Annotated in this window: 25 protein-coding genes, 1 riboswitch and 1 other annotated feature; of the genes, 4 read left to right on the top strand and 21 right to left on the bottom strand. The window is 38.9% G+C overall.

What is annotated here, in order from left to right:
* Window positions 1-34: 34 nt before the first annotated feature.
* From yqeK to OPF91_RS08335, 7 genes are read right to left on the bottom strand one after another with little or no spacing between them, the layout of a single operon-like run.
* On the bottom strand, window positions 35-595 hold the full coding sequence (gene yqeK / locus OPF91_RS08365; protein WP_264988292.1) for a bis(5'-nucleosyl)-tetraphosphatase (symmetrical) YqeK: 561 nt from the start codon (window positions 593-595) through the stop codon (window positions 35-37).
* Window positions 585-1,154, bottom strand: a complete 570-nt coding sequence (locus OPF91_RS08360) for a nicotinate-nucleotide adenylyltransferase (protein ID WP_264988291.1) — start codon at window positions 1,152-1,154, stop codon at window positions 585-587. Before OPF91_RS08360 ends, yqeK begins: the two co-directional genes overlap by 11 nt.
* Before the next feature lie 9 nt (window positions 1,155-1,163).
* The gene (gene yhbY, locus OPF91_RS08355) at window positions 1,164-1,466 is read right to left on the bottom strand and encodes a ribosome assembly RNA-binding protein YhbY (RefSeq protein ID WP_264988290.1); all 303 of its coding nucleotides are present in this window, start codon (window positions 1,464-1,466) and stop codon (window positions 1,164-1,166) included.
* 2 nt (window positions 1,467-1,468) lie between these two features.
* A complete protein-coding gene (gene aroE, locus OPF91_RS08350; protein ID WP_264988289.1) occupies window positions 1,469-2,302 on the bottom strand; it encodes a shikimate dehydrogenase in 834 nt (277 codons plus the stop codon).
* A 30-nt stretch (window positions 2,303-2,332) separates the two neighbouring features.
* Entirely contained in the window at window positions 2,333-3,436 is a 1,104-nt protein-coding gene (gene yqeH, locus OPF91_RS08345) for a ribosome biogenesis GTPase YqeH (RefSeq protein WP_264988288.1), read from the bottom strand.
* Window positions 3,433-3,954, bottom strand: a complete 522-nt coding sequence (locus OPF91_RS08340) for a YqeG family HAD IIIA-type phosphatase (protein WP_264988287.1) — start codon at window positions 3,952-3,954, stop codon at window positions 3,433-3,435. The genes yqeH and OPF91_RS08340 overlap by 4 nt, the downstream gene beginning before the upstream one ends.
* A gap of 36 nt (window positions 3,955-3,990) precedes the next feature.
* The gene (locus OPF91_RS08335) at window positions 3,991-4,773 is read right to left on the bottom strand and encodes a phosphatidylserine decarboxylase (protein WP_264988286.1); all 783 of its coding nucleotides are present in this window, start codon (window positions 4,771-4,773) and stop codon (window positions 3,991-3,993) included.
* Window positions 4,774-4,867: 94 nt separating this feature from the next.
* On the opposite strand from OPF91_RS08335, the gene pssA reads away from it, so the two are divergent.
* Both pssA and sigK read left to right on the top strand, forming a co-directional pair.
* Window positions 4,868-5,410: a CDP-diacylglycerol--serine O-phosphatidyltransferase gene (pssA, locus tag OPF91_RS08330; protein WP_264988285.1), complete on the top strand. Its 543-nt coding sequence runs from the start codon at window positions 4,868-4,870 to the stop codon at window positions 5,408-5,410.
* A gap of 86 nt (window positions 5,411-5,496) precedes the next feature.
* Window positions 5,497-6,204 (top strand): RNA polymerase sporulation sigma factor SigK, encoded by a 708-nt coding sequence (gene sigK / locus OPF91_RS08325; RefSeq protein ID WP_264988284.1) that lies wholly within the window; start codon window positions 5,497-5,499, stop codon window positions 6,202-6,204.
* A 294-nt stretch (window positions 6,205-6,498) separates the two neighbouring features.
* On the opposite strand, the gene mtnN is transcribed toward sigK, so the two are convergent.
* The 7 genes from mtnN to OPF91_RS08290 form a co-directional block, all read right to left on the bottom strand.
* Window positions 6,499-7,191, bottom strand: a complete 693-nt coding sequence (gene mtnN / locus OPF91_RS08320) for a 5'-methylthioadenosine/S-adenosylhomocysteine nucleosidase (protein WP_264988283.1) — start codon at window positions 7,189-7,191, stop codon at window positions 6,499-6,501.
* 60 nt (window positions 7,192-7,251) lie between these two features.
* Complete coding sequence (locus OPF91_RS08315) at window positions 7,252-7,902, bottom strand: YrrS family protein (RefSeq protein ID WP_264988281.1); 651 nt, start codon at window positions 7,900-7,902, stop codon at window positions 7,252-7,254.
* 165 nt (window positions 7,903-8,067) lie between these two features.
* Complete coding sequence (gene greA, locus OPF91_RS08310) at window positions 8,068-8,556, bottom strand: transcription elongation factor GreA (RefSeq protein WP_264988280.1); 489 nt, start codon at window positions 8,554-8,556, stop codon at window positions 8,068-8,070.
* 180 nt (window positions 8,557-8,736) lie between these two features.
* Entirely contained in the window at window positions 8,737-9,375 is a 639-nt protein-coding gene (gene udk / locus OPF91_RS08305; protein ID WP_264988279.1) for a uridine kinase, read from the bottom strand.
* Window positions 9,375-10,655, bottom strand: coding sequence for a peptidase U32 family protein (locus OPF91_RS08300; RefSeq protein ID WP_264988278.1), 1,281 nt, complete (start codon window positions 10,653-10,655; stop codon window positions 9,375-9,377). The genes udk and OPF91_RS08300 overlap by 1 nt, the downstream gene beginning before the upstream one ends.
* A gap of 11 nt (window positions 10,656-10,666) precedes the next feature.
* The gene (locus OPF91_RS08295; protein ID WP_264988277.1) at window positions 10,667-11,599 is read right to left on the bottom strand and encodes a peptidase U32 family protein; all 933 of its coding nucleotides are present in this window, start codon (window positions 11,597-11,599) and stop codon (window positions 10,667-10,669) included.
* A gap of 5 nt (window positions 11,600-11,604) precedes the next feature.
* Window positions 11,605-12,237, bottom strand: coding sequence for an O-methyltransferase (locus OPF91_RS08290; RefSeq protein WP_264988276.1), 633 nt, complete (start codon window positions 12,235-12,237; stop codon window positions 11,605-11,607).
* Window positions 12,238-12,757: 520 nt separating this feature from the next.
* Between OPF91_RS08290 and OPF91_RS08285 the strand changes: the two genes are divergently transcribed.
* Together OPF91_RS08285 and OPF91_RS08280 are read left to right on the top strand one after the other, a co-directional pair.
* Entirely contained in the window at window positions 12,758-13,435 is a 678-nt protein-coding gene (locus tag OPF91_RS08285) for a hypothetical protein (protein ID WP_264988275.1), read from the top strand.
* A 14-nt stretch (window positions 13,436-13,449) separates the two neighbouring features.
* Window positions 13,450-13,692 (top strand): hypothetical protein, encoded by a 243-nt coding sequence (locus tag OPF91_RS08280; RefSeq protein ID WP_264988274.1) that lies wholly within the window; start codon window positions 13,450-13,452, stop codon window positions 13,690-13,692.
* Window positions 13,693-13,821: 129 nt separating this feature from the next.
* Here the strand turns inward: OPF91_RS08280 and mltG are convergent, their stop codons facing one another.
* The 7 genes from mltG to OPF91_RS08245 all read right to left on the bottom strand — a co-directional run bounded on the left by mltG (window position 13,822) and on the right by OPF91_RS08245 (window position 20,781).
* Window positions 13,822-14,949, bottom strand: coding sequence for an endolytic transglycosylase MltG (mltG, locus tag OPF91_RS08275; RefSeq protein ID WP_264988273.1), 1,128 nt, complete (start codon window positions 14,947-14,949; stop codon window positions 13,822-13,824).
* 118 nt (window positions 14,950-15,067) lie between these two features.
* Window positions 15,068-15,598 (bottom strand): DUF1292 domain-containing protein, encoded by a 531-nt coding sequence (locus OPF91_RS08270; protein WP_264988272.1) that lies wholly within the window; start codon window positions 15,596-15,598, stop codon window positions 15,068-15,070.
* A 120-nt stretch (window positions 15,599-15,718) separates the two neighbouring features.
* Window positions 15,719-16,027 (bottom strand): DUF1292 domain-containing protein, encoded by a 309-nt coding sequence (locus OPF91_RS08265; protein WP_264988271.1) that lies wholly within the window; start codon window positions 16,025-16,027, stop codon window positions 15,719-15,721.
* A 21-nt stretch (window positions 16,028-16,048) separates the two neighbouring features.
* The gene (ruvX, locus tag OPF91_RS08260) at window positions 16,049-16,465 is read right to left on the bottom strand and encodes a Holliday junction resolvase RuvX (protein ID WP_264988270.1); all 417 of its coding nucleotides are present in this window, start codon (window positions 16,463-16,465) and stop codon (window positions 16,049-16,051) included.
* On the bottom strand, window positions 16,462-16,734 hold the full coding sequence (locus tag OPF91_RS08255; protein WP_264988269.1) for an IreB family regulatory phosphoprotein: 273 nt from the start codon (window positions 16,732-16,734) through the stop codon (window positions 16,462-16,464). The genes ruvX and OPF91_RS08255 overlap by 4 nt, the downstream gene beginning before the upstream one ends.
* Before the next feature lie 87 nt (window positions 16,735-16,821).
* A complete protein-coding gene (gene alaS / locus OPF91_RS08250; protein WP_264988268.1) occupies window positions 16,822-19,482 on the bottom strand; it encodes an alanine--tRNA ligase in 2,661 nt (886 codons plus the stop codon).
* Between the two features lie 68 nt (window positions 19,483-19,550).
* Window positions 19,551-19,766 (bottom strand) — a binding site (T-box leader).
* 49 nt (window positions 19,767-19,815) lie between these two features.
* Entirely contained in the window at window positions 19,816-20,781 is a 966-nt protein-coding gene (locus OPF91_RS08245) for a magnesium transporter CorA family protein (RefSeq protein ID WP_264988267.1), read from the bottom strand.
* 257 nt (window positions 20,782-21,038) lie between these two features.
* A riboswitch (M-box (ykoK) riboswitch) is annotated at window positions 21,039-21,208 on the bottom strand.
* Window positions 21,209-21,247: the final 39 nt, after the last annotated feature.

Genomic DNA, 21,247 nt, shown 5'->3' with positions numbered 1-21,247 from the left:
ACCGAGACTTTTATTTTATTATAGTAGAATACTGTTACTCTACCGACATGACATCATTGTAACACTCTAGTGATACAGGATAAATCGGCCGCTTTGTATCGATTAAAAAAGCCAATGTATGGCGTATACAAGCACGCACCGCTTTATCTAAATCTTTTTGCGCTTTTTTGCGCAGACGTTCTACTCCATCGAATTGACGATTGGGCTCAATCATATCTGCCACAAAAAGTATTTTTTCTAAACGACTCATTCCTACACGTCCTGTTGTATGAAAACGAATGGCATTCAGCATATCCTCATCGGTAATACCAAATTCACTTTCTGCAATATATGCACCAACTGGCCCATGCAGTAATTCACTGCCCCAGCCAATGAGACGAGCGTCTAGCTCCTCATCACGCACGATTTGCTCCATCCATGCAATATCTGCATATTTCGCAATATCATGAAGAATGGCGACTGTTTCTGCTTTTTTGACATCCTCACCATAGCGTTGCGCTAAATCGATAGCTGTTTCCATAACGCCAATCGTATGAATATAACGTTTTTCAGGCATTCGTGGCTGAACCGCTGCTAAATACTGCTCACGCTCCATAAAGACCCTCCTGTCGTATAAACGCTTCTACTGTTTCTGGCACTAAAAATGTCACCGTACTATGTGTAGCAAAACGCTCACGAAGCAATGTAGATGATAAATCGATTTGAGGAGCATCCACCATGATGATTGGGTATGCTGTCATCGCTACTGTTTGCGGACGTTTGACACCTACAAATTTGACTAATGCGAGTAAATCCTCAATGCGATACCATGTATGTAGCGAATCAATCATATCGCCACCAATAATGAAATAAAACTCGACGTCTGGCTCTCTTGCACACAATGCCGATAATGTATCATATGAATAGGATACACCACCTTTCTCCACCTCATACGATTCGAGAGAAAAATGAGCATATGGCTGAATGGCATGTTGCACCATTGCAAGACGCTGTGTATCACTCACATCATGACGCTTTTCTTTATGTGGTGGTAAAGCGTTCGGCATAAATCGTACCTCATCTAACTGTAACGCATGAAATACTTCGTTCGCCATCATTAAATGTCCCATATGTGGTGGGTTAAATGTGCCGCCCAATAAACCGATTTTTTTCATCTGCTCACCTTACTTCGCTGCTTTTGGTAAGATTATTTTTTTCTGATTGCGTGATTCTTTATATAAAACAACCGTTAAGCCAATTAATTGTACAAGTTCTGCATGTGCCCCTTTTGCTAAAGCCTCTGCTACCTCGTGTTTATCGTCCTCACAATTATCTAAAATACGCACTTTAATTAATTCACGTACTTCCAATGCTTCCCGAATTTGCTTCGTCATTTCATCATTTACGCCACCTTTCCCTACTTGGAAAATCGGTGTTAAATGATGTGCCTCTGCACGTAAAAAACGTTTTTGCTTCCCTGTTAACATAATTATTCTTGTCCTCCTAATTGTGCTTGTAATTGCACAATCATTGAATTTGTATTTGGATATCGTCCAAGCCAATGCTCAAAGGCAATAGCTCCTTGATGTACAAACATGCCGAGCCCTGTGACAATTGTCGCACCTTGTGCTTTAGCCGCTTGTAAAAATGGCGTCATTAATGGATTATACACAATATCAGCAACAATTGCGCCCTTTGTTAATCGTTCTAAAGAAAAAGGCATCGCAAAACTACCTGTAGCAAGCCCTGCTGAAGTCATTTGCACTAACACTGCAAAATCCGCCAATCGCTCTTCTGCCTCCGTTAACGAGATTGCACAACCAACGCCCATTTCGTCCACAATCGCTTGTGCATTCGCCACTGTACGATTGGCAATTGTGATATTCATATAGCCTTGTTGCTGCATGGCAAAGGCAATCCCACGTGCAGCTCCACCAGCTCCGATTAATAATATAGGCTTGTCCTTATGTGCTGTTCCAACTGCTTCTTCTAATGAACGCACAAAGCCAACACCATCTGTATTATAGCCTTTTAATGTGCCCATAGCTGTACGTACAACCGTATTAACAGCTCCCATTTTCTCTGCTAACTCATCTAGCTCATCTAAAAATGGAATAATCGCCGTTTTATGTGGAATTGTGACATTCCAGCCACTTGCGCCTAATGTTTTTAAGGCTGTAACGGCTGTGGCTAGATTGTCAGCAGACACATGTAACGGAATATAGGCTGCATCGATAGCCATCTCTTCAAACCACGCTGTGTGCATGGTTGGCGATTTGGAATGTTCAATCGGATCACCTATAACTGCAAACCATTTTTTCATCTTCCTCTACCTCTTCTCCGCACACAATTTTTAAATAAGCGATGGGCGAATGGATACTTGAACGCCTTTCGGTGCATGGGCTGCTACGACCACATTCGCGTGCTGTATCGTAATCCAACCAAGACCTGAAAAGACAATATCCGTTTTCGCTTCTTTAATAGAAAACTCATGACGTACTAATGGCGGTAATTGCTCAATAAATGCAGCCGTTGGTGGAGCAAGTAGCTCTCCTTTATGTTCCGCATACAATGTATCGGCTTTTTCCAATTTTGTTCGATGAATTGGTAAGTCATTTGCCACATGCACTGTAAAGGCTGAGCGTTCCCCTTGTATAAAATCAAAGCGTGCCAGCGCACCGATAAATAATGTTTGTCCTGCATTTTGCTGGTACACTTTTGGCTTAATTTCTTTTTTCGGCATAATATATTTTAATTCACTTGAATCAATATGATGGGCCATTTGATGATGATTGATAATACCCGGCGTATCATATAATGAGCTGCCGTCATCTAATGGAATTTCAATCATATCGAGCGTTGTACCTGGGAAATGAGATGTCGTAATGACTTCTCCTTCTCCTGTTGCCTGCTTAATCACACGGTTAATAAAGGTTGATTTCCCAACGTTTGTACAGCCTACTACATAAACATTTTGACCGTTACGATAGGTATCAATCGCTTCCATCGCTTCTGTCATGCCTTTCCCTTTATGGGCGCTCACTAATAGCACATCAATTGGCTGTAAACCAAGTGCCTTTGCCTCACGTTTCAACCAATTAATCACCTTTTTAGGCTTCACTGATTTTGGCAATAAATCTGCTTTATTAGCAATTAATAAGACAGGGTTATTGCCCACAAAACGATGCAATCCTGGCAACCAACTACCATTAAAATCAAAAATATCAACAATTTTTACGATTAACCCTTGCTGTGTGCCAAGCCCATTTAAAATGCGTAAAAAATCATCATCTGTTAATGAAACAGGCTGAATTTCATTATAATTTTTCAGACGGAAACAGCGCTGACAAATCACAACCTCTTTTTCTAATGAAGAAGGCGGTGCATAGCCAACTGCTGTTTTATCCTCTGTTTGAATCGTTGTACCACAGCCAATACAATTTGGCATTTCACTCATTCTTGTTCCTCCCACGTTGTCATTCCTTTTCGTTTCAAATCATTAAACACACGACGCTCAATAAAACGGTTCAATTTCGTCACAAGCCCATCCGATTGTGCAACAGGCTTTACAAGGATTGTATGTAATCCTAATCGGTTTGCGCCCATCACATCTGTTAGCAATTGGTCACCCACCATTGCAATCTCCTCTGGACGTAACCCGAGTTGAACAACGCCACTATAAAAAGCATTGCGCAATGGTTTTCTCGCCTTGTGGATATATGGGATACCTAGCGGCTCTGCAAAATGCTTCACACGTGCTTCATTATTATTGGAAGCAATGATGACACGAATGCCTGCTGCTTTCATAATGCGCAACCAAACGATTAACTCCTCTGTCGCATCAGCACGATCCCATTCCACTAATGTATTATCCAAATCCGTAATGATTCCTTTAATACCGAGCTCTTGTAATTTTTCTGGTGTAATAGCAAAAATGTTTGTCACAAATTCATTTGGTAATAAAAAATTATACAAAATAGCGACCCCTAATCTACACGTAATATCTCTTTATTATAGCATACTTGCGAAGGCTTCACCCATACGAATCGCACTTCCTTGTATCACATTGTCTAAAAATGCAATGGTGTCTTTTTCAAATAGCATAACAACCGTTGAGCCAAATGAAAAATAGCCTACTTCCTGCCCTTTTTTCCACTCGGTTGTGGTGTTGGTCAGCACGATGGAGTTCACAAAAGTAGCACCGACTTTAATAAAGGCTACTTGCTGTTTATTTGCCACCTCTAACTCTGTCACTTGACGATAGTTATGAGAAATTGGCTTCTTCCCATATGTCAAACCAAGCTGATTTACAGGATATGATTTTTGTCCCAATGTGTATTGTCGAATGACATGCCCATCAATTGGACTATGAATACGATGATAATCGGCTGGGCTTAAATAAAAGACAATAAAATGCCCCTCTGCATATTTCTTAGCATGTTCTGTGTGTCCTAATAAATCGTGCAACGCATAGGGTTTTCCTTTTACTTGAAAAGTCATATTCCACTCAATGCGTCCAAATGATTCAATTTTTGCATCTACTGGGCTTGTGTAAACCTTCGTTCCTTCTTCAATGGGACGGGCACTTGTCAGTAGCTCCCGTGTGAAAAAATCATGCAAACTTGAAAATTGCTGCATGTTTTTTGAAACTTCTTCAAGGGTAATATCGTATAACTTAATATAGCTTGGAATAATACGTTTACTCCACTTTGCCTTCGCTACACGTTGTAGCACACGTGAAGATTGTTTACCATTCGTTAATTCAATCAAGCTTTGATATATTTTTTCTTTCATTGTGTAATTCCCCTATTCATTAATTTAGACTGTCAATTTTTTTGCATTCGCAGTATAATGGTACAATATCTTAAATACAAAGGAGTGATCCGCCTTGTTTTTGTATCACAAGTTGGTGGATACCACGGTTAAGAAAATGAAAGCAAACGCAGCAAATTTCATTACCATTAGTAATATGTCCTTCGGTGGCGCAGCGATTATGGCTACTTTACACGGATACTATAGCTATGCTGTGTTATTTATTTTCATTGCTGCCTTACTCGATCGTTATGATGGTAAAGTGGCAAGAGCACTTGGACAAGTATCTGATTTAGGTAAACAATTAGATTCGATGAGTGACATTATATCATTTGGTGTAGCACCTGCTTTATTAATGTACGAAGTAGTATTAGTCAATTTCGGCTTCACTGGTATGTCGATGACTGTATTATATATTATTTGTGGCGCTATGCGATTAGCACGCTTTAATATTAGCGAAGCAAACGGCTACTTTACAGGACTTCCTATTACAGCAGCAGGTACATTATTAACATTGACGTATTTTGCATCTACTACGTTCCATCCGGCCTTTTATCTTTTCCTTTATCCAATACTGGCATTTTTAATGATTAGTACATTTACGTTAAAAAAAGTGTAACAGCGCATTTGCTGTTGCACTTTTTTCATGTTCGACAGCGCACTAACATATACTGTCGAAAAATAGAGAAAGGATGACGGGATTCAATGAGCGGAATTTTTACATCCATATTGCAACTATGGTTTGAAATTCCAGCATTACTTGGGTATTTAAAAGGGCAAACATTCCATAAGCCTTTTTCAAAGGAAGAGGAGGCTGCCTGTATTGAACGCTTTCTCGATGGTGACGACCAAGCTCGCCTTGATTTAATCGAACGCAATATGCGGCTTGTTGCCCATATCGTCAAAAAATTTCACCCAAAACATGAGCAACTTGACGATTATATTTCCATCGGCACCATTGGATTGATGAAAGCAGTTGAAAGCTATACACCCGACAAAAAAACACGTCTTGCTACCTATGCCGCACGCTGTATTGAAAATGAAATCCTTATGCATTTGCGCTCTCAGAAAAAAGTACAAAAGGATGTATCTCTTTTTGAACCGATTGGCACAGACAAAGATGGCAATGCCCTACAAATTCGTGACCTTTTGCAATGTGATGAGGAAAGTGCCACTGAAAAGCTTGAGCATAAAGAACATGTCACACAGCTTTATCAATATTTGCATATGCTAGATGAACGTGAATTCGAAATTATTACACTTCGCTATGGCTTAAACCAACAAAATGCGCTTACCCAAAAGGAAATTGCTGCACGCTTAAATATTTCTCGTAGTTATGTATCTCGTATCGAAAAACGGGCACTCATCAAACTTTATCAGCTCTATAAACGCGACCAAAAATTCATTGAATAATTCATTCTAAAATGGAATAGAAAAAATTTCAACCATAAGAAAAAGCTCCTTTGCTATATAAATTCTTCGCAAAGGAGCTTTTTTCTATGAATGGATGGATTCTGATAACTCTACAGAAATAAGCGCACCCAATATGAGTGTAATCATAATAACACCTGCTGTTAAAAAAAGCATGGCTATCTGCCTCCCCTTCTCCTAAAGAGCTTGAATTACTGTCAGTGTACCATCCATGTATACGAAACACTGTGATTTTTTTCACACAATTCGTTCGATAGTTTGTCCATTTTATGTCTTTTATAATAATTCAATCGCTTTTAACACAATTTGTGTAGAATGTTTAGCCGCTATTGGTAAAAATTCATCAAAGCTAAGATCTGATTGTTGTCCCGCAATATCTGATAATGCACGAATGACTACAAATGGTGTTCCAAATTGATAGCATACTTGTGCAACCGCTGCTGCTTCCATTTCTACGGCTTTCATTTGTGGAAACTGCTGACGAACCGTTTCTACACGTACAGGATCAGCCATAAATACATCCCCCGAACAAATTAAACCAACACCATATGGATGCTCACCAACTGCTTTTACCGCTTCCTCAGCCACTTGCATTAATTTTTCATCTGCTTTATAGGCTGCAGGCATACCAGCCATTTGACCGATTTCATAGCCAAAAGCTGTTACATCTACATCATGATGACGTACTTCATCTGAAATGACTACTGCGCCGACTTCTAATGACACATCATAGCCACCAGCAGAGCCTGTGTTAATAACAACATCTGGCTGATATTCTTGCAATAAAATCGTTGTAGACATCGCCGCATTTACTTTACCAATGCCACTTTTCAATAATACAACCTCTTTGCCCTTATATGTACCAGTTGTATATTCGCTACCTGCAATAGTTGTGCTTTGTACATTCTCCAATGTTGCTCGTAATAATTCTACTTCTTGTTCCATTGCGCCAATTACTGCTATTTTCATTAATAATAACTTCCCTTCTCCATCCAACTCTTTTAAAAATAATCAAAAGACAGCTATTCGTCAATAGGCGCCTTTTAATGTATTCAATTGCTCCACTTTCAATGGTAGCCAGCCTTTATTATCTACCCATTCCATACTAACACGATACATCTTGGACTTGTCTGTTGAAGAAATGGTTGCTATTGCTGTGCTTGCACTACCGTTATTTTTCATACGCCATATAATCATATCGCTAGGCTCAAGCTCTGTGACAGCAGTAATCGTAGCTATTTTTTCAGCCCAATCGACAGATGTATCGTCATAGGAAGATACATGTTGTCCTACTTGTGTTGTTGGCGTTGGCTGCCAGTCTTTGTTTGTGATGACCTTATCCACAATCGGATCGTCTGATGTTGTTTCAGATACTTCTTCTACTATAGGCTCTTCTGTCACAGATGATTCTTGTTCTGTATCCACTGGCTCTGTCGTATCCTCTTTTTCCTCAGAAGGTTTTTCTTCCCTCACTGGATTATCCTTTTGCGTCACAGCGTCATTTTTCGGTTCATCTACCTGCTCTTTTTCTGCTACCCCATCTTGCCATTTAAACACAATTGTCACTGTAATCACAATCAAGACAATGACAATAGCAATTAACTTATTCAATAGTTTATCTAATTTTTTATTTTGAGATGGCTGCAAATGACGACTGCTTCTTGTTTGTCGTTCACTCATAAAATCTCTCCTCTTCTAGCACTTATTGTAGCAAGCTCTCTATCACTTACACAATGGTAACGTCTCACATAGCTAACAGGTTGCTCTACTATCAAAATCAAAAAGGCTTTACTGAACAAAAATAGCTAGCTTCTCCTCTATAGAAAAGCTAGCTGCTCGCTGAAATTATTTGATTGAAATAATTTTCACTTTCATTTCGCCACCAGGTGTTTGAATTGTCACTTCGTCACCTTCACCACGACCTAGCAAGCCTTTTGCGATTGGTGATTCATTTGAAATACGGAATTCCATTGGATCTGCCTCTGCTGAACCGACAATCGTATAAGATTCTTCATCTGTTGATGGTTTACCATTAATAATTTCCACGAATGTAACCGTTTTCCCAAGCGCTACTGCACTGTTATCTGACTCATCTTCTGTGATAATGACTGCATTGCGAATCATTGATTTCAACGTTGAAATACGTCCTTCTAAAAAGGCTTGCTCTTCTTTTGCTGAATCATACTCCGCATTTTCAGAAAGATCACCAAAATCACGTGCAATTTTAATACGCTCTACGATTTCTTTACGTGTCTCTGTTTCTAATTTTACTAGTTCTTCTTCTAATTTACGCTTACCTTCCGCTGTCATCGGATATTGTTTTTCGTTTGCCAAAATCCTTCACTCCTCATTTTATCAATACAAAAATATAAAACTCGATTAAACGATTAGGCGTTTAATCGAATTTTATTATTTTTAAATGCTTTTTTTACTATGCTTTGTCCCATAGTATGCAGTGTTTTCCAAAATATGCACGTAAAAGACGCTAAATATTGTCAGCACCACTCTATATTATTACAATACGCTGTCAGTTTCAAGAATTGTTTTAATTTTTGTAACCATTAAATCAATCGCTACCTCATTGTCTCCACCTTCAGGAACAATAATATCTGCATAGCGTTTTGTTGGCTCAATAAATAAATTATGCATTGGGCGAACCGTTGTTAAGTATTGCTCTATCACTGATTCTGTCGTACGTCCACGCTCTTTAATATCACGTTGAAGGCGACGGATAATACGTAAATCTGCATCTGTATCCACAAATAATTTAATATCCATTAAATCTCGTAATTCTGCATCCTCTAATACAAGCATACCTTCTACGATAATAACATCTACTGGCTCCACACGAATAACCTCTTGTGCTCTCGTATGGTGGACATAATCATATACAGGCTTATCAATTGGCTGTCTTGCTAGCAATGTGTTAATATGCTCGCTTAATAAATCATTGTCAAAAGCTAATGGGTGGTCATAGTTTGTTTGTAAACGTTCTTCAAATGTTAAATGACTTTGGTTTTTATAATAGTAATCTTGCTCAATCACTACTACCGAATGTTCACGAAATACTTCATAAATGGCACGTGTAACACTCGTTTTGCCTGAGCATGAACCACCAGCAATACCAATTACAACAGGACGTTTGATAGTCATTAGCGATTCTCCTTTCGCATCATGTTTTGCGGTTTTAATGGTGTTTCACATTTAAAGCGTACAATTTGTAATGGATGTCTTGCTGCATCTAAGCTATTGCCATCCTCATCCCAAATTTCGCCCATTGTGAAACGGAAGTTGTCGATTTCTGGACCAAAAAATTCGACTTCATCCCCAGGTTTAAAGTAGTTACGTTGTTGCATTGTGACCATTTTTGTTTCTGGGTCATGTGCTAAAATAAGTCCTGCAAATTCATAGGTTGTTTTACGTCCATGTACACCGAACATTTGCTCTTCGTAACCTGGTGTATCATGGAAAAAGGCTTCTGCTGTATCACGGTTGGCACATTTATCTAGCTCTTCTAACCACTCACGTTTGATTTTGAAATTATCAGGATCTGCACAATAAGCGTCAATGACTTTACGATAAACGGAGGTAACTGTTGCCACATAGTGAATCGATTTCATACGTCCCTCTACCTTCAATGAATCAATACCTAGCTCAATCATATGTGGAATGGCTTCAATGAGCTTCAAATCTTTCGGGCTCATAGCAAACGGCACATCATTTTCATCAAATAAAGCTTTTTCTTCGCCGTCTTCTAGTTCATATAAATCATAGTCCCAGCGACAAGATTGACAGCAACCACCACGATTCGAGTCACGAGCTGTCATATGATTGGACAGTACACAGCGTCCTGAGTAAGCAATACACATTGCACCATGAACAAACGCTTCAATTTCAATATCCACATTGTCCTTCATCATCTTCATCTCTTCGCCACCGACTTCACGTGCTAATACAACACGATGTAAGCCTTCCTCTTTCCAATATTGCACAGCCTTCCAATTTGACAAAGATTGCTGTGTAGAAAGATGAATTTCAAGCTTCGGTGCAGCCGCTCGACATGTTTCAATAATCAGTGGGTCCGCTACGATAATACCCGTCACACCCGCTGATTCAATATCTTGTAAATATTCGGCTAAGCCGTTCATATTTTCATTGTGGGCAAAAATATTTGTCGTAACATACACTTTTGCACCATATTGATTGGCGAATTCTACTCCTTCACGCATTTCATCAATAGAGAAATTATCGGCATTGGAACGTAAACCAAATTCCTGTCCACCAATAAAAACAGCATCTGCTCCATAATGGACAGCTACTTTTAATTTTTCCAAGTTCCCTGCTGGTGCAAGTAGCTCTGGCTTCTTCGTAATGACACGTTTACCGTTGACAACTTCACGGATTTTGTCATTTTGCTCTAATGCGAATACCATGTTTGTCCCTCCTAGTAAACTGTTTCTTTGAAGATAAAGCCTGTATCCAATGGTCTGATAGCTGGCTGAATCTCTTCAATTTTTGCTAGTAAATCATCTTTTATATCCTCATAGGCATCTTCTGACTCATCAAAATAGGTGTCAATGGCTTGACGATAAGCCTCTGTCACCGTCACAACGTATTCTGGTGCCTGTAAAACGCCCTCGATTTTCAATGCATCAATACCAGCCTCAAACAATTCACCAAGCTCATCAATAATGCACATATCGTTTGGACTAAAAATATGCGTACCATTCGCATCTTCGTAAATAGGATACTTGTTATTACGCTCATCATCATGTAAAAACATATTGCGGTGGTCTTTACGATTTTCAATTTCCATGACCTTATCTTGATATAAGAAGTAATGACCAAGTAATGGACGTTTCGATTGGAACATACATGTCATCCCATGCACTTGCACTTCTATTTCAACTTCGGCATGTTCTTTAATTTCAAGTATTTCGTCTAACGATAGCTCACGTGCAAGCACTGCTCGTGTTGCGCCACGCTTACCCCAGTAATTCGCTGTAAACCAGCTTGTGGCTGTTGTCTCCGTATTCCAATGCAACGGAATCGTCACATCTTGCTCACGACGGACAATCAATACAGCTGGATCACCATAAATTAAACGATCTACACCAATACGCTGCATTTCCTTTAAATAAGTAGCGAGAGCCTCTAATTTTTCATTATGGAATAACGCATTCACTGCCACATATACTTTTTTGCCTGCTGCGTGAATTAACTTTGTTGCTTCTTCAACTTCCTGTACAGAAAATTCTCCTGCTAAACGTAGCCCGAATTGTTGTTCTCCAATGACAAAGGCATCTGCCCCCGCATGTAAAAGTGCTTTTACATGTTCTACAGATTGCGGTGTCACAAGCAATTCTGGTTTTTTCATACTTGTCACCTCTTTAAACATAATAATAAACCGTCACCAACTGGTAAAAAAGCACTCGTATAATCAGGGTGCTGTAGTATCCAATCCGTGAAATTTTTTAAATTACGAATCATCGTCCGTTTTCGACGTGGCACTTCCTTTAAATCTAAATCCGATAAACCATGCATATACATATTGTCTATATACAACACACCACCTGAGCGTACTAACGGTGCATATTTTTCAAAAAAGCGCTGATATTGACCTTTAGCAGCATCAATAAACACTGCATCAAATGCTCGATCAATCGCCTTATCATTCACCTCTAAGGCATCTCCTTCGATGACTGTAATACGCTCTGCTGCTACTGAACGGGCAATATACGCCTTTGCTCTATTTGCACGCTCTACATCACGCTCAATCGTGACAATTTCCACAGTCGGTAGCGCCTCTGCCATACGAATAGCTGAATAGCCGATTGCCGTACCAATTTCCAAAATCGTTGCTGGTTTTTGAATGCGCAATAATTGATTGAGTGCATCAATGCCAGCAAGCTGCATAATCGGTACATGATGGGCTGCCGCAAATGCCTCCATTTCTAAAAGCAATTCGTGGCGTGGTTGAATAAAAGATTGTATATACGTATCTGATAATTCCATTGTGTATTCACCCTCATTCCTCATCACAACACGTTCTTAGTCGTTATCCATGTAACAACAAAAAGAAAAAGACCAAACCTAATGTCTTGGTACTTTGTCATACAAAAATGAGCAAGGGACTAGTGAGAAGCCAAACACTCTCTCAACAGCCTTACTCTTCTATCATAAATATCTGCATCGCAAAAGAACCTATCTAAATGCCCCTTTGCTATCACGTATGTTTAAAAGCCACCATTTATAATAGCATGAAAATAAAAAGAAAGCTATGGTTTTAGCCTTATTATGTAGCATACTGAATTTTAGTGAACCTTCCTATTGTATTAAACAAATTTTATACCGAAATAAGTCGATTATCCACTAGTTTTAACGAAATTTGTCGAATGTGCAGAAAAAATCTGGATTTTTTTTTTTTATGATGTAGTAATGTGGAATTGAAGGAAGGAGGTCTCAGGTTTAAGAATAGGACCTATGAATTTGGTACATATGTAGGTAAAATAATAATGGAAGGGAATTTGCACAAATGAAAAATACTTTCAACAAACAAAAATGGTTATCGTTTCTTTTGATTTTCGTTATTACGTTTACAACAACCATCACACCATTTAGTTATGCTCGTGCAGTAAATGAGGAGGAAAATCAAACCGTTAATGCACAAGTGACAGTAACTGATGAGGGCATTCACATCAACGGAACATTCTATTCTAAAGAAGAATTTCAGCAATTGCTTGAACAAGCTGTCTATACCGAAAATACAGCACCTACAACCTTTGCAATTACTGGTGCTTTATCGGGGACATGGTTTATTCCTGGAGTAGGACAAGTGGTTATTACAGCAGCTGGGGTTGTTATCGTAGCTGGTGCAGTTATTGCTGCTGGTACATGGATTTATAATCTTATAGAAGATTACCTTGATGAAAAAACTTATCAAGAACACAAACAAAATGGAACTAAAACGGATGGGCACACTGTATATCCTGACCCACGTTCACTACCTACAACTGGAAAGCCTCGCACTAGTCAAGATAGAACTGCTGATGGGTCTTGGAATGGAAAAGTTGTACAAAGAAGATACTTTGATAAAAATGGAAATGCAGATGTAGATATTGATTACGATGATCACGGAAATCCAAAACAGCACCCCAAAGTACCTCATAGACACGATTGGGTAAATGGGGTTAGAAATAAAGATTGGTATTGAAAGAGGGATAGTAGATGACTGAGGAAGAATACAGAGAATTTCAAAGTAGAATTGCAAATGGTGAGGAATTCAATTTCCTTTATAAGGAAAAAGAGTATTGGATAAGCCATGGTCAAAATGGTGAATCTTTTTTGTCAACGTCCAGTGGTAGACATCACTATTATCAGAAATTTGATGATACTGAGGAACTCTTTGAAGAGGGCACGATTGAAGGGATAAAACTCTCTGACATTTACCCTGAATTAAAATGGCGCTAATAAAACCCCACTACATGACCATCATTCAAGTAATCACTTTTTAGTTATTCATCATGAAAATGGGCGAGTGAGAAACCTCTTAAATACAGGTTTCTCACTCGCCCTATTCATTATTTCTTCTCTAACAGCTTACTCTGCTTTTCGTAAATATTTTTCTACCTTTTGCAAATGTTCATCATATGTTTTAGAGAAGTGGTTCACGCCCTCTTTGTCTGCTAAGAAGTAGAAATACTCTGTTTTGCTTGGGTTCAATGTCGCTTCAATAGACGATTTCCCTGCACCTGCAATTGGTCCTGGTGGCAGTCCTTTATTTTTATAGGTGTTGTATACATTATCTACTTCTAAATCCTCATAAAGGACGCGATCTTTATGTCCACCAAGTGCATATAAAACAGTCGGGTCTGTTTGCAATGGCATGTCCGTTTTTATACGATTATAAAAGACGCTGGCGATTGTTTCACGATCTGTTTGCGCTGTCGCCTCTTCCTCTAATAAAGACGCAAATGTTAATAGCTCATGCACTGACATCTCTTTTTCAGCTAACACATCACTATAATTTCTCACAACATCATTCATCGCAGAAATCATCTCTTCGACAATCGCTTCAAGTGATGGTTTTTCCTCATAATAAGGATACGTAGCTGGGAATAAATAACCCTCTAAATCATAGCGAATCGTATCTGCTAGTACAGCATCTGTAATCAGCTCTGGATAATTAGCCATCATTTGTTGAACAAATGCATCACTTGTCACCAAATCCATAAATTGTTGCTGTGTATATGGTGTTTTCTTTTCGATAATGTTACCAATTTGTTCAAGTGTCAAGCCTTCTGGAATCGTCATCGTAAAGACTGGCTTACGATACACTTTACCTGTCTTTAAACTTTCAATTAATTCATCAAAGGTCATGGCTTTTGTTAAATCATAATCTCCCGCTTGGAACTGAGATTCATTTTTAAATTTTGCGTAATATTTAAATACACGGGCATCTTTAATAATACCTTTTTTCTCTAATAAGGCAGAGATTGTACTTAAACTTGAGCCAATTGGCACTTCGACCGCAATTGTTTTCGTTGCGTTCGGATCTATTGGTTGAAGTGCTTCTTTTACATAACTATAGCCAAACCAGCCAGCACCAGCTAATGCGATAATAATGACGGCGGCAATTATTGCTACTATTCTTCTCACAATTTTTACCTCTGACTTTCTTTCTTGCATCTTAGATAACATTTCTTGCTTTTTGGAACCGTTACTCACGGGTGTCTCCCCCCTATCATTCCCCATTATCATACTAGAAATCACTTTCTACGACAAACAAAAAAACGTAGCTACTCCTTTACCTTCGCAAAAGAGTAACTACAAATCGCTTTTTCTCTTATGATAATTTCGCTAACTCTACTTCAATTAATGCCCATTCTTCCTCTGTTTCAATAGGCAATAGCTCTTCAATCGCATCCTGCTCTCCCGCCATATACTGTGCAGCAAAAATTTCTCGCTGTGCTATTGGCTCATCTGTTGCAGCAACATAGAGGACATAGGATTTCTGAAATTGTGGGGATGCAAATGTATGAATGACTTCACATACTTGTTCATTGCCATCCTCCTCTACTACTGTAATTAGCTGTGGCTCTTCCTCAAATTCATCCAGTAACGTTAAGACGACCTCATTAATCATTTCCCACTCTGCCTCTGTTTCAACGGGCTGTAAATTCGTCATCTCGCCTGTGTTGTCATCATAATCAAACGTCATAGCCGATAAATCACCAGCTATTTCATTGCCATCTGCATCAATTAATGAAAACAGCACATATGATTTTTCCTCTGCATCAAAGGTAAAAACGACACGACATTTTTGCTCCTTGCCCTCTGCATCGACAATAAAAAATTCCTGTATTTCCTCGTTCATCACACTACCGCCTTCCACTTTGTCTTTTTATCCTGTAAAAACCCGATTGAAGGTTCACTTTATCCAAGCCAAGAAAAAAACAAGGACTGCGAGTTGCTATCCTTGTTTTATATGGATTGATTAGTCTTCAAGCTCATCTTCTAATGCGTTCAGCACATCTTCTACCATATCCCACTCTGCCTCTGTTTCAATCGGTGTTAATTCACCGTCTTCACCATTTTCAGATGGTACAAATGAAGATACGAAAATTTCTACTGAGCCATCTTCATCTTCTTCAGCGCCTACCATTGAGTAAAACACATACGATTTTCCGAATTCTGGCGATTCGTGTACGTGAATCACCTCGCATAGTTGCTCGTTACCGTTTTCATCAATCACCGTAATATGTTGTACATGTAATTCTTCTTCATGGTTATGCTCGTTTGTCATGTAAAATTATCTCCCTACTCGTTAATTTTTGCTATCTAAATAGCCTTGTAAAATCATTACAGCCGCCATTTTATCAATGACTTGCTTACGCTTTTTGCGACTTACATCTGCCTCAATCAACATGCGCTCCGCAGCCATTGTCGTTAGACGCTCATCCCACAGCTTGACGGGCATTGCAAAAGTATCTTCCAATAGCGTTTTATAGCGTTCGGAAGCCTCCCCACGTGGCCCTACCGTATTATTCATGTTTTTTGGATAGCCAACAACAAATTCCGTGATGGCATACTCTTTGACAAGTTCGGTAATGCGCTCAATACCGAACTCATCTTGTGTTTCATCAATTTTTACGGTTTCAATACCTTGAGCCGTCCATCCTAAAGCATCGCTAATAGCAACGCCTACAGTTTTCGACCCAACGTCTAATCCCATAATTCTCATTTTAAATCCCCATTATTCTGTTTAATATAAAATTTCACAAGCTCTTCTAAAATTTCATCACGTTCAAGCTTTCGGATTAAATTACGAGCATCCTGATGGCGAGGAATGTATGCCGGATCACCAGAAAGTAAGTAACCGACAATTTGATTAATTGGATTATATCCTTTTTCCTCTAATGAAGAATGTACTTTCAACATTACCTGCTTGACTTCCTGTTCCATTGATTCTTCTGGAAAGTTAAATTTCATTGTTTGATCAAATGAAGTCATGACCAGCACCTCGCTTTCAGAAATAAGGAGATGTGCACAAAAGCTCATCTCCTATTTCCATCTATTATAACTGATATTGATGATTAATTAAATGGTTTTAACATAATCATACACAGAAAGTAGTGCTTCTTCAAGTTTTCCAACCTCTTTTGCACCAGCCATCGCCATATCTGGACGACCGCCACCTTTACCACCACAGCTTTCAGCAACCATTTTCACAATATTTCCAGCGTGATAATTGCCACCGATTAAATCTTTTGTCACACCAGCACATAACATGACTTTATCCCCATCCACAGCACCTAGTACAATGACTGCTTTGGACATTTTTCCTTTTAAGTCATCCATCATTTGACGAAGCTGATTATTATCTTTTGCTTCTACTTTTGTTGAAAGTACTGTGACATCACCAATTGTTTGGGCTGCATCCACAATTGCACCCGCTTGTGCATTGGCCATTTTTTGTGATAATGCTTCATTTTCACGTTGTAATTCTTTATAGTCTGCTTGTAATGTTTGTACTTTTGTCACAATGTCTTTTGGGTTCGCTTTTAATAATGCTGCCGCCTCTGTTAATAGCGCTTCTTCTTCCTTCACCGCTTCATAAGCCACTTTGCCTGTCACAGCCTCGATACGGCGCGTGCCCGCACCAATACCACCTTCAGAAACAATTTTAAAGAAGCCAATTTCTGAAGAGCGTTTTACATGAAGCCCACCACATAGCTCAATTGAATAGTCGCCAATCGATACAACACGAACAATATCGCCATATTTTTCACCGAATAAAGCCATTGCACCCATCGCTCTTGCTTCATCAATCGCTTTTTCTTCAATGATGACCTCTATATCATCCCACACTTTTTCATTAACAATACGTTCAATTTGCTGTAATTCCTCTTTTGTTACTTGACCGAAGTGTGAGAAGTCAAAGCGTAAACGATCAGGTCCTACATAAGAACCAGCTTGGTTGACATGGTTGCCAAGTACATCTTTTAATGCACGTTGCATAATATGTGTCGCTGTATGGTTTTTAATGATTAAATTGCGGTCATCTCGGTTAACCGTTGCTGTGACCACATCGTCTACATGCATTTCACCAGATTCCACAACTACTGTATGCAATGGTTGACCATTTGGTGCTTTTTGTACATCTTTGACCACAGCTGTAAAACGGTCATTGACAATACGTCCGTTATCCGCAATTTGACCACCCATTTCTGCATAAAATGGCGTTTGTGCTAAAATAACTAATGCTTCTTGTCCTTCTGAAGCGGCTGTTGCTACTTGTCCATTCACAATCATCGCTGCAACACTTGTCTCTACTGTTAATGTATCGTAGCCAACAAATTCACTTGCTACTGTTAAGTTGGCTAGCACTTCATTTTGCACCTGCATGGAATCCACATCTTGACGAGCCGCACGAGCACGCTCACGTTGCTCCTCCATTGCTACCTCAAAGCCTTCATGGTCTACCTTCATACCTACCTCTTCCGCATATTCTTCTGTTAATTCAATTGGGAAGCCGAATGTATCATACAATCGGAATGCATCTGCACCAGGAATATAATCATGACCAGCCGCCTTTTGTGCTTCTACAACCTCATTAAAAATAGCTAAACCACCATCCAATGTTTCATGGAATCGTAGCTCCTCATTTTTAATAACACGTTGAATAAATTCACATTTCTCTGTTACCTCTGGGTAGAAGTCCTCCATGATTTTACCAACTGTCGGTACTAGCTCAAACATAAATGGTTTTTCAATGCCAATTTGTTTTGCATAACGCACAGCACGACGTAATAAACGACGTAGTACATAGCCACGCCCCTCATTGGATGGCAATGCACCATCACCAATTGCAAAGGCTACTGTACGAATATGGTCTGCAATGACTTTAAATGGTGTATTAATATCTTCCTCAGAGCCAAAAATTTCGCTTAACGCTACTTCACCTGGACGTTTATAGGAACGATTCGCAAACTCCTCGATTTTTTCAATAATTGGCATGAATAAATCTGTGTCAAAGTTTGTTGGTACATTTTGCACAACAGAAACGATACGCTCTAAGCCCATTCCTGTATCAATATTTTGCTTTGGTAGTGGTGTATATGTGCCATCAGGATTATGATTGAATTGTGAAAATACTAAGTTCCACACTTCTAAATAGCGCTCATTTTCGCCACCTGGATACATTTCTGGATCATTATCATCTGTGCCATATTCCGCTCCACGGTCATAGAAGATTTCAGAGTTTGGACCAGATGGACCTTCTCCGATATCCCAGAAGTTCCCTTCCAAACGAATTAAACGCTCCTCTGGAATGCCAATTTCCTGATGCCATACATCATAAGCTTCTTGGTCTTCAGGATGGACAGTAATCGATAACAGCTCTGGATCAAAGCCCATCCACTTTTTGTCCGTTAAAAACTCCCATGCATAGTGGATGGACTCTTTTTTAAAGTAATCACCAATCGAGAAGTTTCCTAGCATTTCAAAGAATGTATGGTGACGAGCCGTTTTGCCTACATTTTCAATATCATTGGTACGAATCGATTTTTGGGCATTTGTAATACGTGGATTATCAGGAATAATACGACCATCAAAATATGGTTTTAATGTCGCTACTCCTGAGTTAATCCATAATAAGGATGGGTCATTAATTGGGACAAGTGGTGCTGACGGCTCATGATGATGCCCTTTTTCTTTAAAAAATTCTAAATACATACGGCGAATATCTACTGCTTTCATGTGAAAAATTCCTCCTAAAATGTTTAATCAAAAGACGATTGAAATACGCAAAAAAGCCCTCATCCCAATAAAGGGACGAGGACTTCCATTATCTCGCGGTACCACCCTAGTTGTAAGCAAAAAAATCTACTTACCTCTTTCAGCACTTGTAACGTCAGTGAACGGCAGTGATTAGCTGCACTCTGGAGTAGCTTTCGGCATTTGTGGTTGTGAGGATTTTTTCAGCCAAGAAATCCCTTTCTGCGACACATACAAACACGTACTTATTCCATCATCGTTTTTTACTCTTTTCTTACGAGAATTATAAAAAAAATCTTTTTTGCTGTCAATTGCTTATGCGAGCATTTTTCTGAAATATGCCCACATACCCCAAGTAAATACGACTAAAAATACTGTAATAACAATCGTCGTCATTGGTAAATCTGAATATGGTAACGGTACATTCATTCCAAAAAAGCTTGTGATTACAGATAATGGCAGCATAATTGTTGAAATCACTGTTAGTAAATTCAATTTTTCAATTGATTTGCCACTGATGATGGAAAAATACGTGTCCAGTGCACTATTAACTAAATCTCTATACGTTTCAGTCGATTCCACAATAAGCTCTAAATGATCCTGTAAATCCTTATAGAACGGGATATTTTCTTCTCGAATATCAAACTTCCACTGTCCATTTATTGTGGAAAAAATTCTTTTTTGTGGCATGATGGCTTGACGAATAAAAATAATCGTACGTTTAAGCGCAAGGAATTCCTCTGTCACCACTTTTGGTTCATAATCATATATTTCGTCCTCTAGCTCATCAATACGTGTGCGAATACGCTCTAATACTGGGAAATACTCATCGGTAATTCCATCAATGATCGTATGCAGTAAAAAATCGGCCCCTTTTTCTAAATAGTGCGTGCTATGCAAGCAGCTATTTTCGATATGGCCAAGCCACGGTAATTTTTGTTTATGAACCGTTACAATATAGTTAGCGCCCATAAAAATATTCAGTTCTATTGTTGTAATTTCATTGTCACTTTTTTCATGATAAATAGGTGCATGAAAAACAAAAAATTGATAGCCCTCATATTGATCCATTTTAGGACGTGAGCCTTCATGTAAACAATCTTCAACTGCCAATGGATGGAAGTTAAATAAATCAGCTATATCATTTAATTCATTATAATTATACGCATATACATCAACCCATAATAAATCCTCTGCATGAAGGCGTTGTGTTAATTCTTGCAGTGGAAAATCATGTTTGACTGTGTTGCTTTCTTTTTCAAAGTAATGGATTTTAATCATTGTCTTCACCTCATGTTTTATTATTTCAGGAAAACAAACAGGTATTGCGCATTATATCGCTTTTATACCTGCTATGTTGGCGATAAGAAATCGGCATTCCTTCCGAATTTGATTTTCACTTGTACTATACCTACTCGATTCAGGGCTACTATCCATTTCTCATCACCTTCCTTCCATAACAAAAACACGCCTTCGACGAATGAAGGCGTGTTGAAAACACAACATAAAAAACAGCATAGTAAAAAAACGACTCTGCTCTCTTCCTTCAAACGTTGAGTTTTAGCACTATGCGGCATAGGATTCTTTCATTCCAGCTACGTTAAAAAACACCTTATTTCGATGATTTCTGTTGACCCATTGGCGTCTCTCGACATTTTTGGGCAGTAGCATATCTCCAGCATAGGAGCCTCACCTAACGAAGGGTGGCTATTTTTAATTCTCATCTATTTTAATACAAAAAATAACA

The sequence above is a fragment of the Lysinibacillus piscis genome, assembly GCF_026012395.1.
Taxonomy (GTDB): Bacteria; Bacillota; Bacilli; order Bacillales_A; family Planococcaceae; genus Lysinibacillus; species Lysinibacillus piscis.
The sequence above is the reverse complement of the archived record's forward strand: the minus strand, read 5'-3'. Positions and strand labels throughout refer to the sequence as shown.

Excerpts from the sequence above, each read along its gene's own strand:
- yqeK (WP_264988292.1), bottom strand. The coding sequence starts at position 595 with ATGGAGCGTGAGCAGTATTTAGCAGCGGTTCAGCCACGAATGCCTGAA.
- OPF91_RS08360 (WP_264988291.1), bottom strand. The coding sequence starts at position 1,154 with ATGAAAAAAATCGGTTTATTGGGCGGCACATTTAACCCACCACATATG.
- yhbY (WP_264988290.1), bottom strand. The coding sequence starts at position 1,466 with ATGTTAACAGGGAAGCAAAAACGTTTTTTACGTGCAGAGGCACATCAT.
- aroE (WP_264988289.1), bottom strand. The coding sequence starts at position 2,302 with ATGAAAAAATGGTTTGCAGTTATAGGTGATCCGATTGAACATTCCAAA.
- yqeH (WP_264988288.1), bottom strand. The coding sequence starts at position 3,436 with ATGAGTGAAATGCCAAATTGTATTGGCTGTGGTACAACGATTCAAACA.
- OPF91_RS08335 (WP_264988286.1), bottom strand. The coding sequence starts at position 4,773 with ATGAAAGAAAAAATATATCAAAGCTTGATTGAATTAACGAATGGTAAA.
- sigK (WP_264988284.1), top strand. The coding sequence starts at position 5,497 with ATGAGCGGAATTTTTACATCCATATTGCAACTATGGTTTGAAATTCCA.
- mtnN (WP_264988283.1), bottom strand. The coding sequence starts at position 7,191 with ATGAAAATAGCAGTAATTGGCGCAATGGAACAAGAAGTAGAATTATTA.
- OPF91_RS08315 (WP_264988281.1), bottom strand. The coding sequence starts at position 7,902 with ATGAGTGAACGACAAACAAGAAGCAGTCGTCATTTGCAGCCATCTCAA.
- udk (WP_264988279.1), bottom strand. The coding sequence starts at position 9,375 with ATGACTATCAAACGTCCTGTTGTAATTGGTATTGCTGGTGGTTCATGC.
- OPF91_RS08300 (WP_264988278.1), bottom strand. The coding sequence starts at position 10,655 with ATGGTATTCGCATTAGAGCAAAATGACAAAATCCGTGAAGTTGTCAAC.
- OPF91_RS08295 (WP_264988277.1), bottom strand. The coding sequence starts at position 11,599 with ATGAAAAAACCAGAATTGCTTGTGACACCGCAATCTGTAGAACATGTA.
- OPF91_RS08290 (WP_264988276.1), bottom strand. The coding sequence starts at position 12,237 with ATGGAATTATCAGATACGTATATACAATCTTTTATTCAACCACGCCAC.
- OPF91_RS08285 (WP_264988275.1), top strand. The coding sequence starts at position 12,758 with ATGAAAAATACTTTCAACAAACAAAAATGGTTATCGTTTCTTTTGATT.
- OPF91_RS08280 (WP_264988274.1), top strand. The coding sequence starts at position 13,450 with ATGACTGAGGAAGAATACAGAGAATTTCAAAGTAGAATTGCAAATGGT.
- OPF91_RS08270 (WP_264988272.1), bottom strand. The coding sequence starts at position 15,598 with ATGAACGAGGAAATACAGGAATTTTTTATTGTCGATGCAGAGGGCAAG.
- OPF91_RS08265 (WP_264988271.1), bottom strand. The coding sequence starts at position 16,027 with ATGACAAACGAGCATAACCATGAAGAAGAATTACATGTACAACATATT.
- ruvX (WP_264988270.1), bottom strand. The coding sequence starts at position 16,465 with ATGAGAATTATGGGATTAGACGTTGGGTCGAAAACTGTAGGCGTTGCT.
- OPF91_RS08255 (WP_264988269.1), bottom strand. The coding sequence starts at position 16,734 with ATGACTTCATTTGATCAAACAATGAAATTTAACTTTCCAGAAGAATCA.
- alaS (WP_264988268.1), bottom strand. The coding sequence starts at position 19,482 with ATGAAAGCAGTAGATATTCGCCGTATGTATTTAGAATTTTTTAAAGAA.
- OPF91_RS08245 (WP_264988267.1), bottom strand. The coding sequence starts at position 20,781 with ATGATTAAAATCCATTACTTTGAAAAAGAAAGCAACACAGTCAAACAT.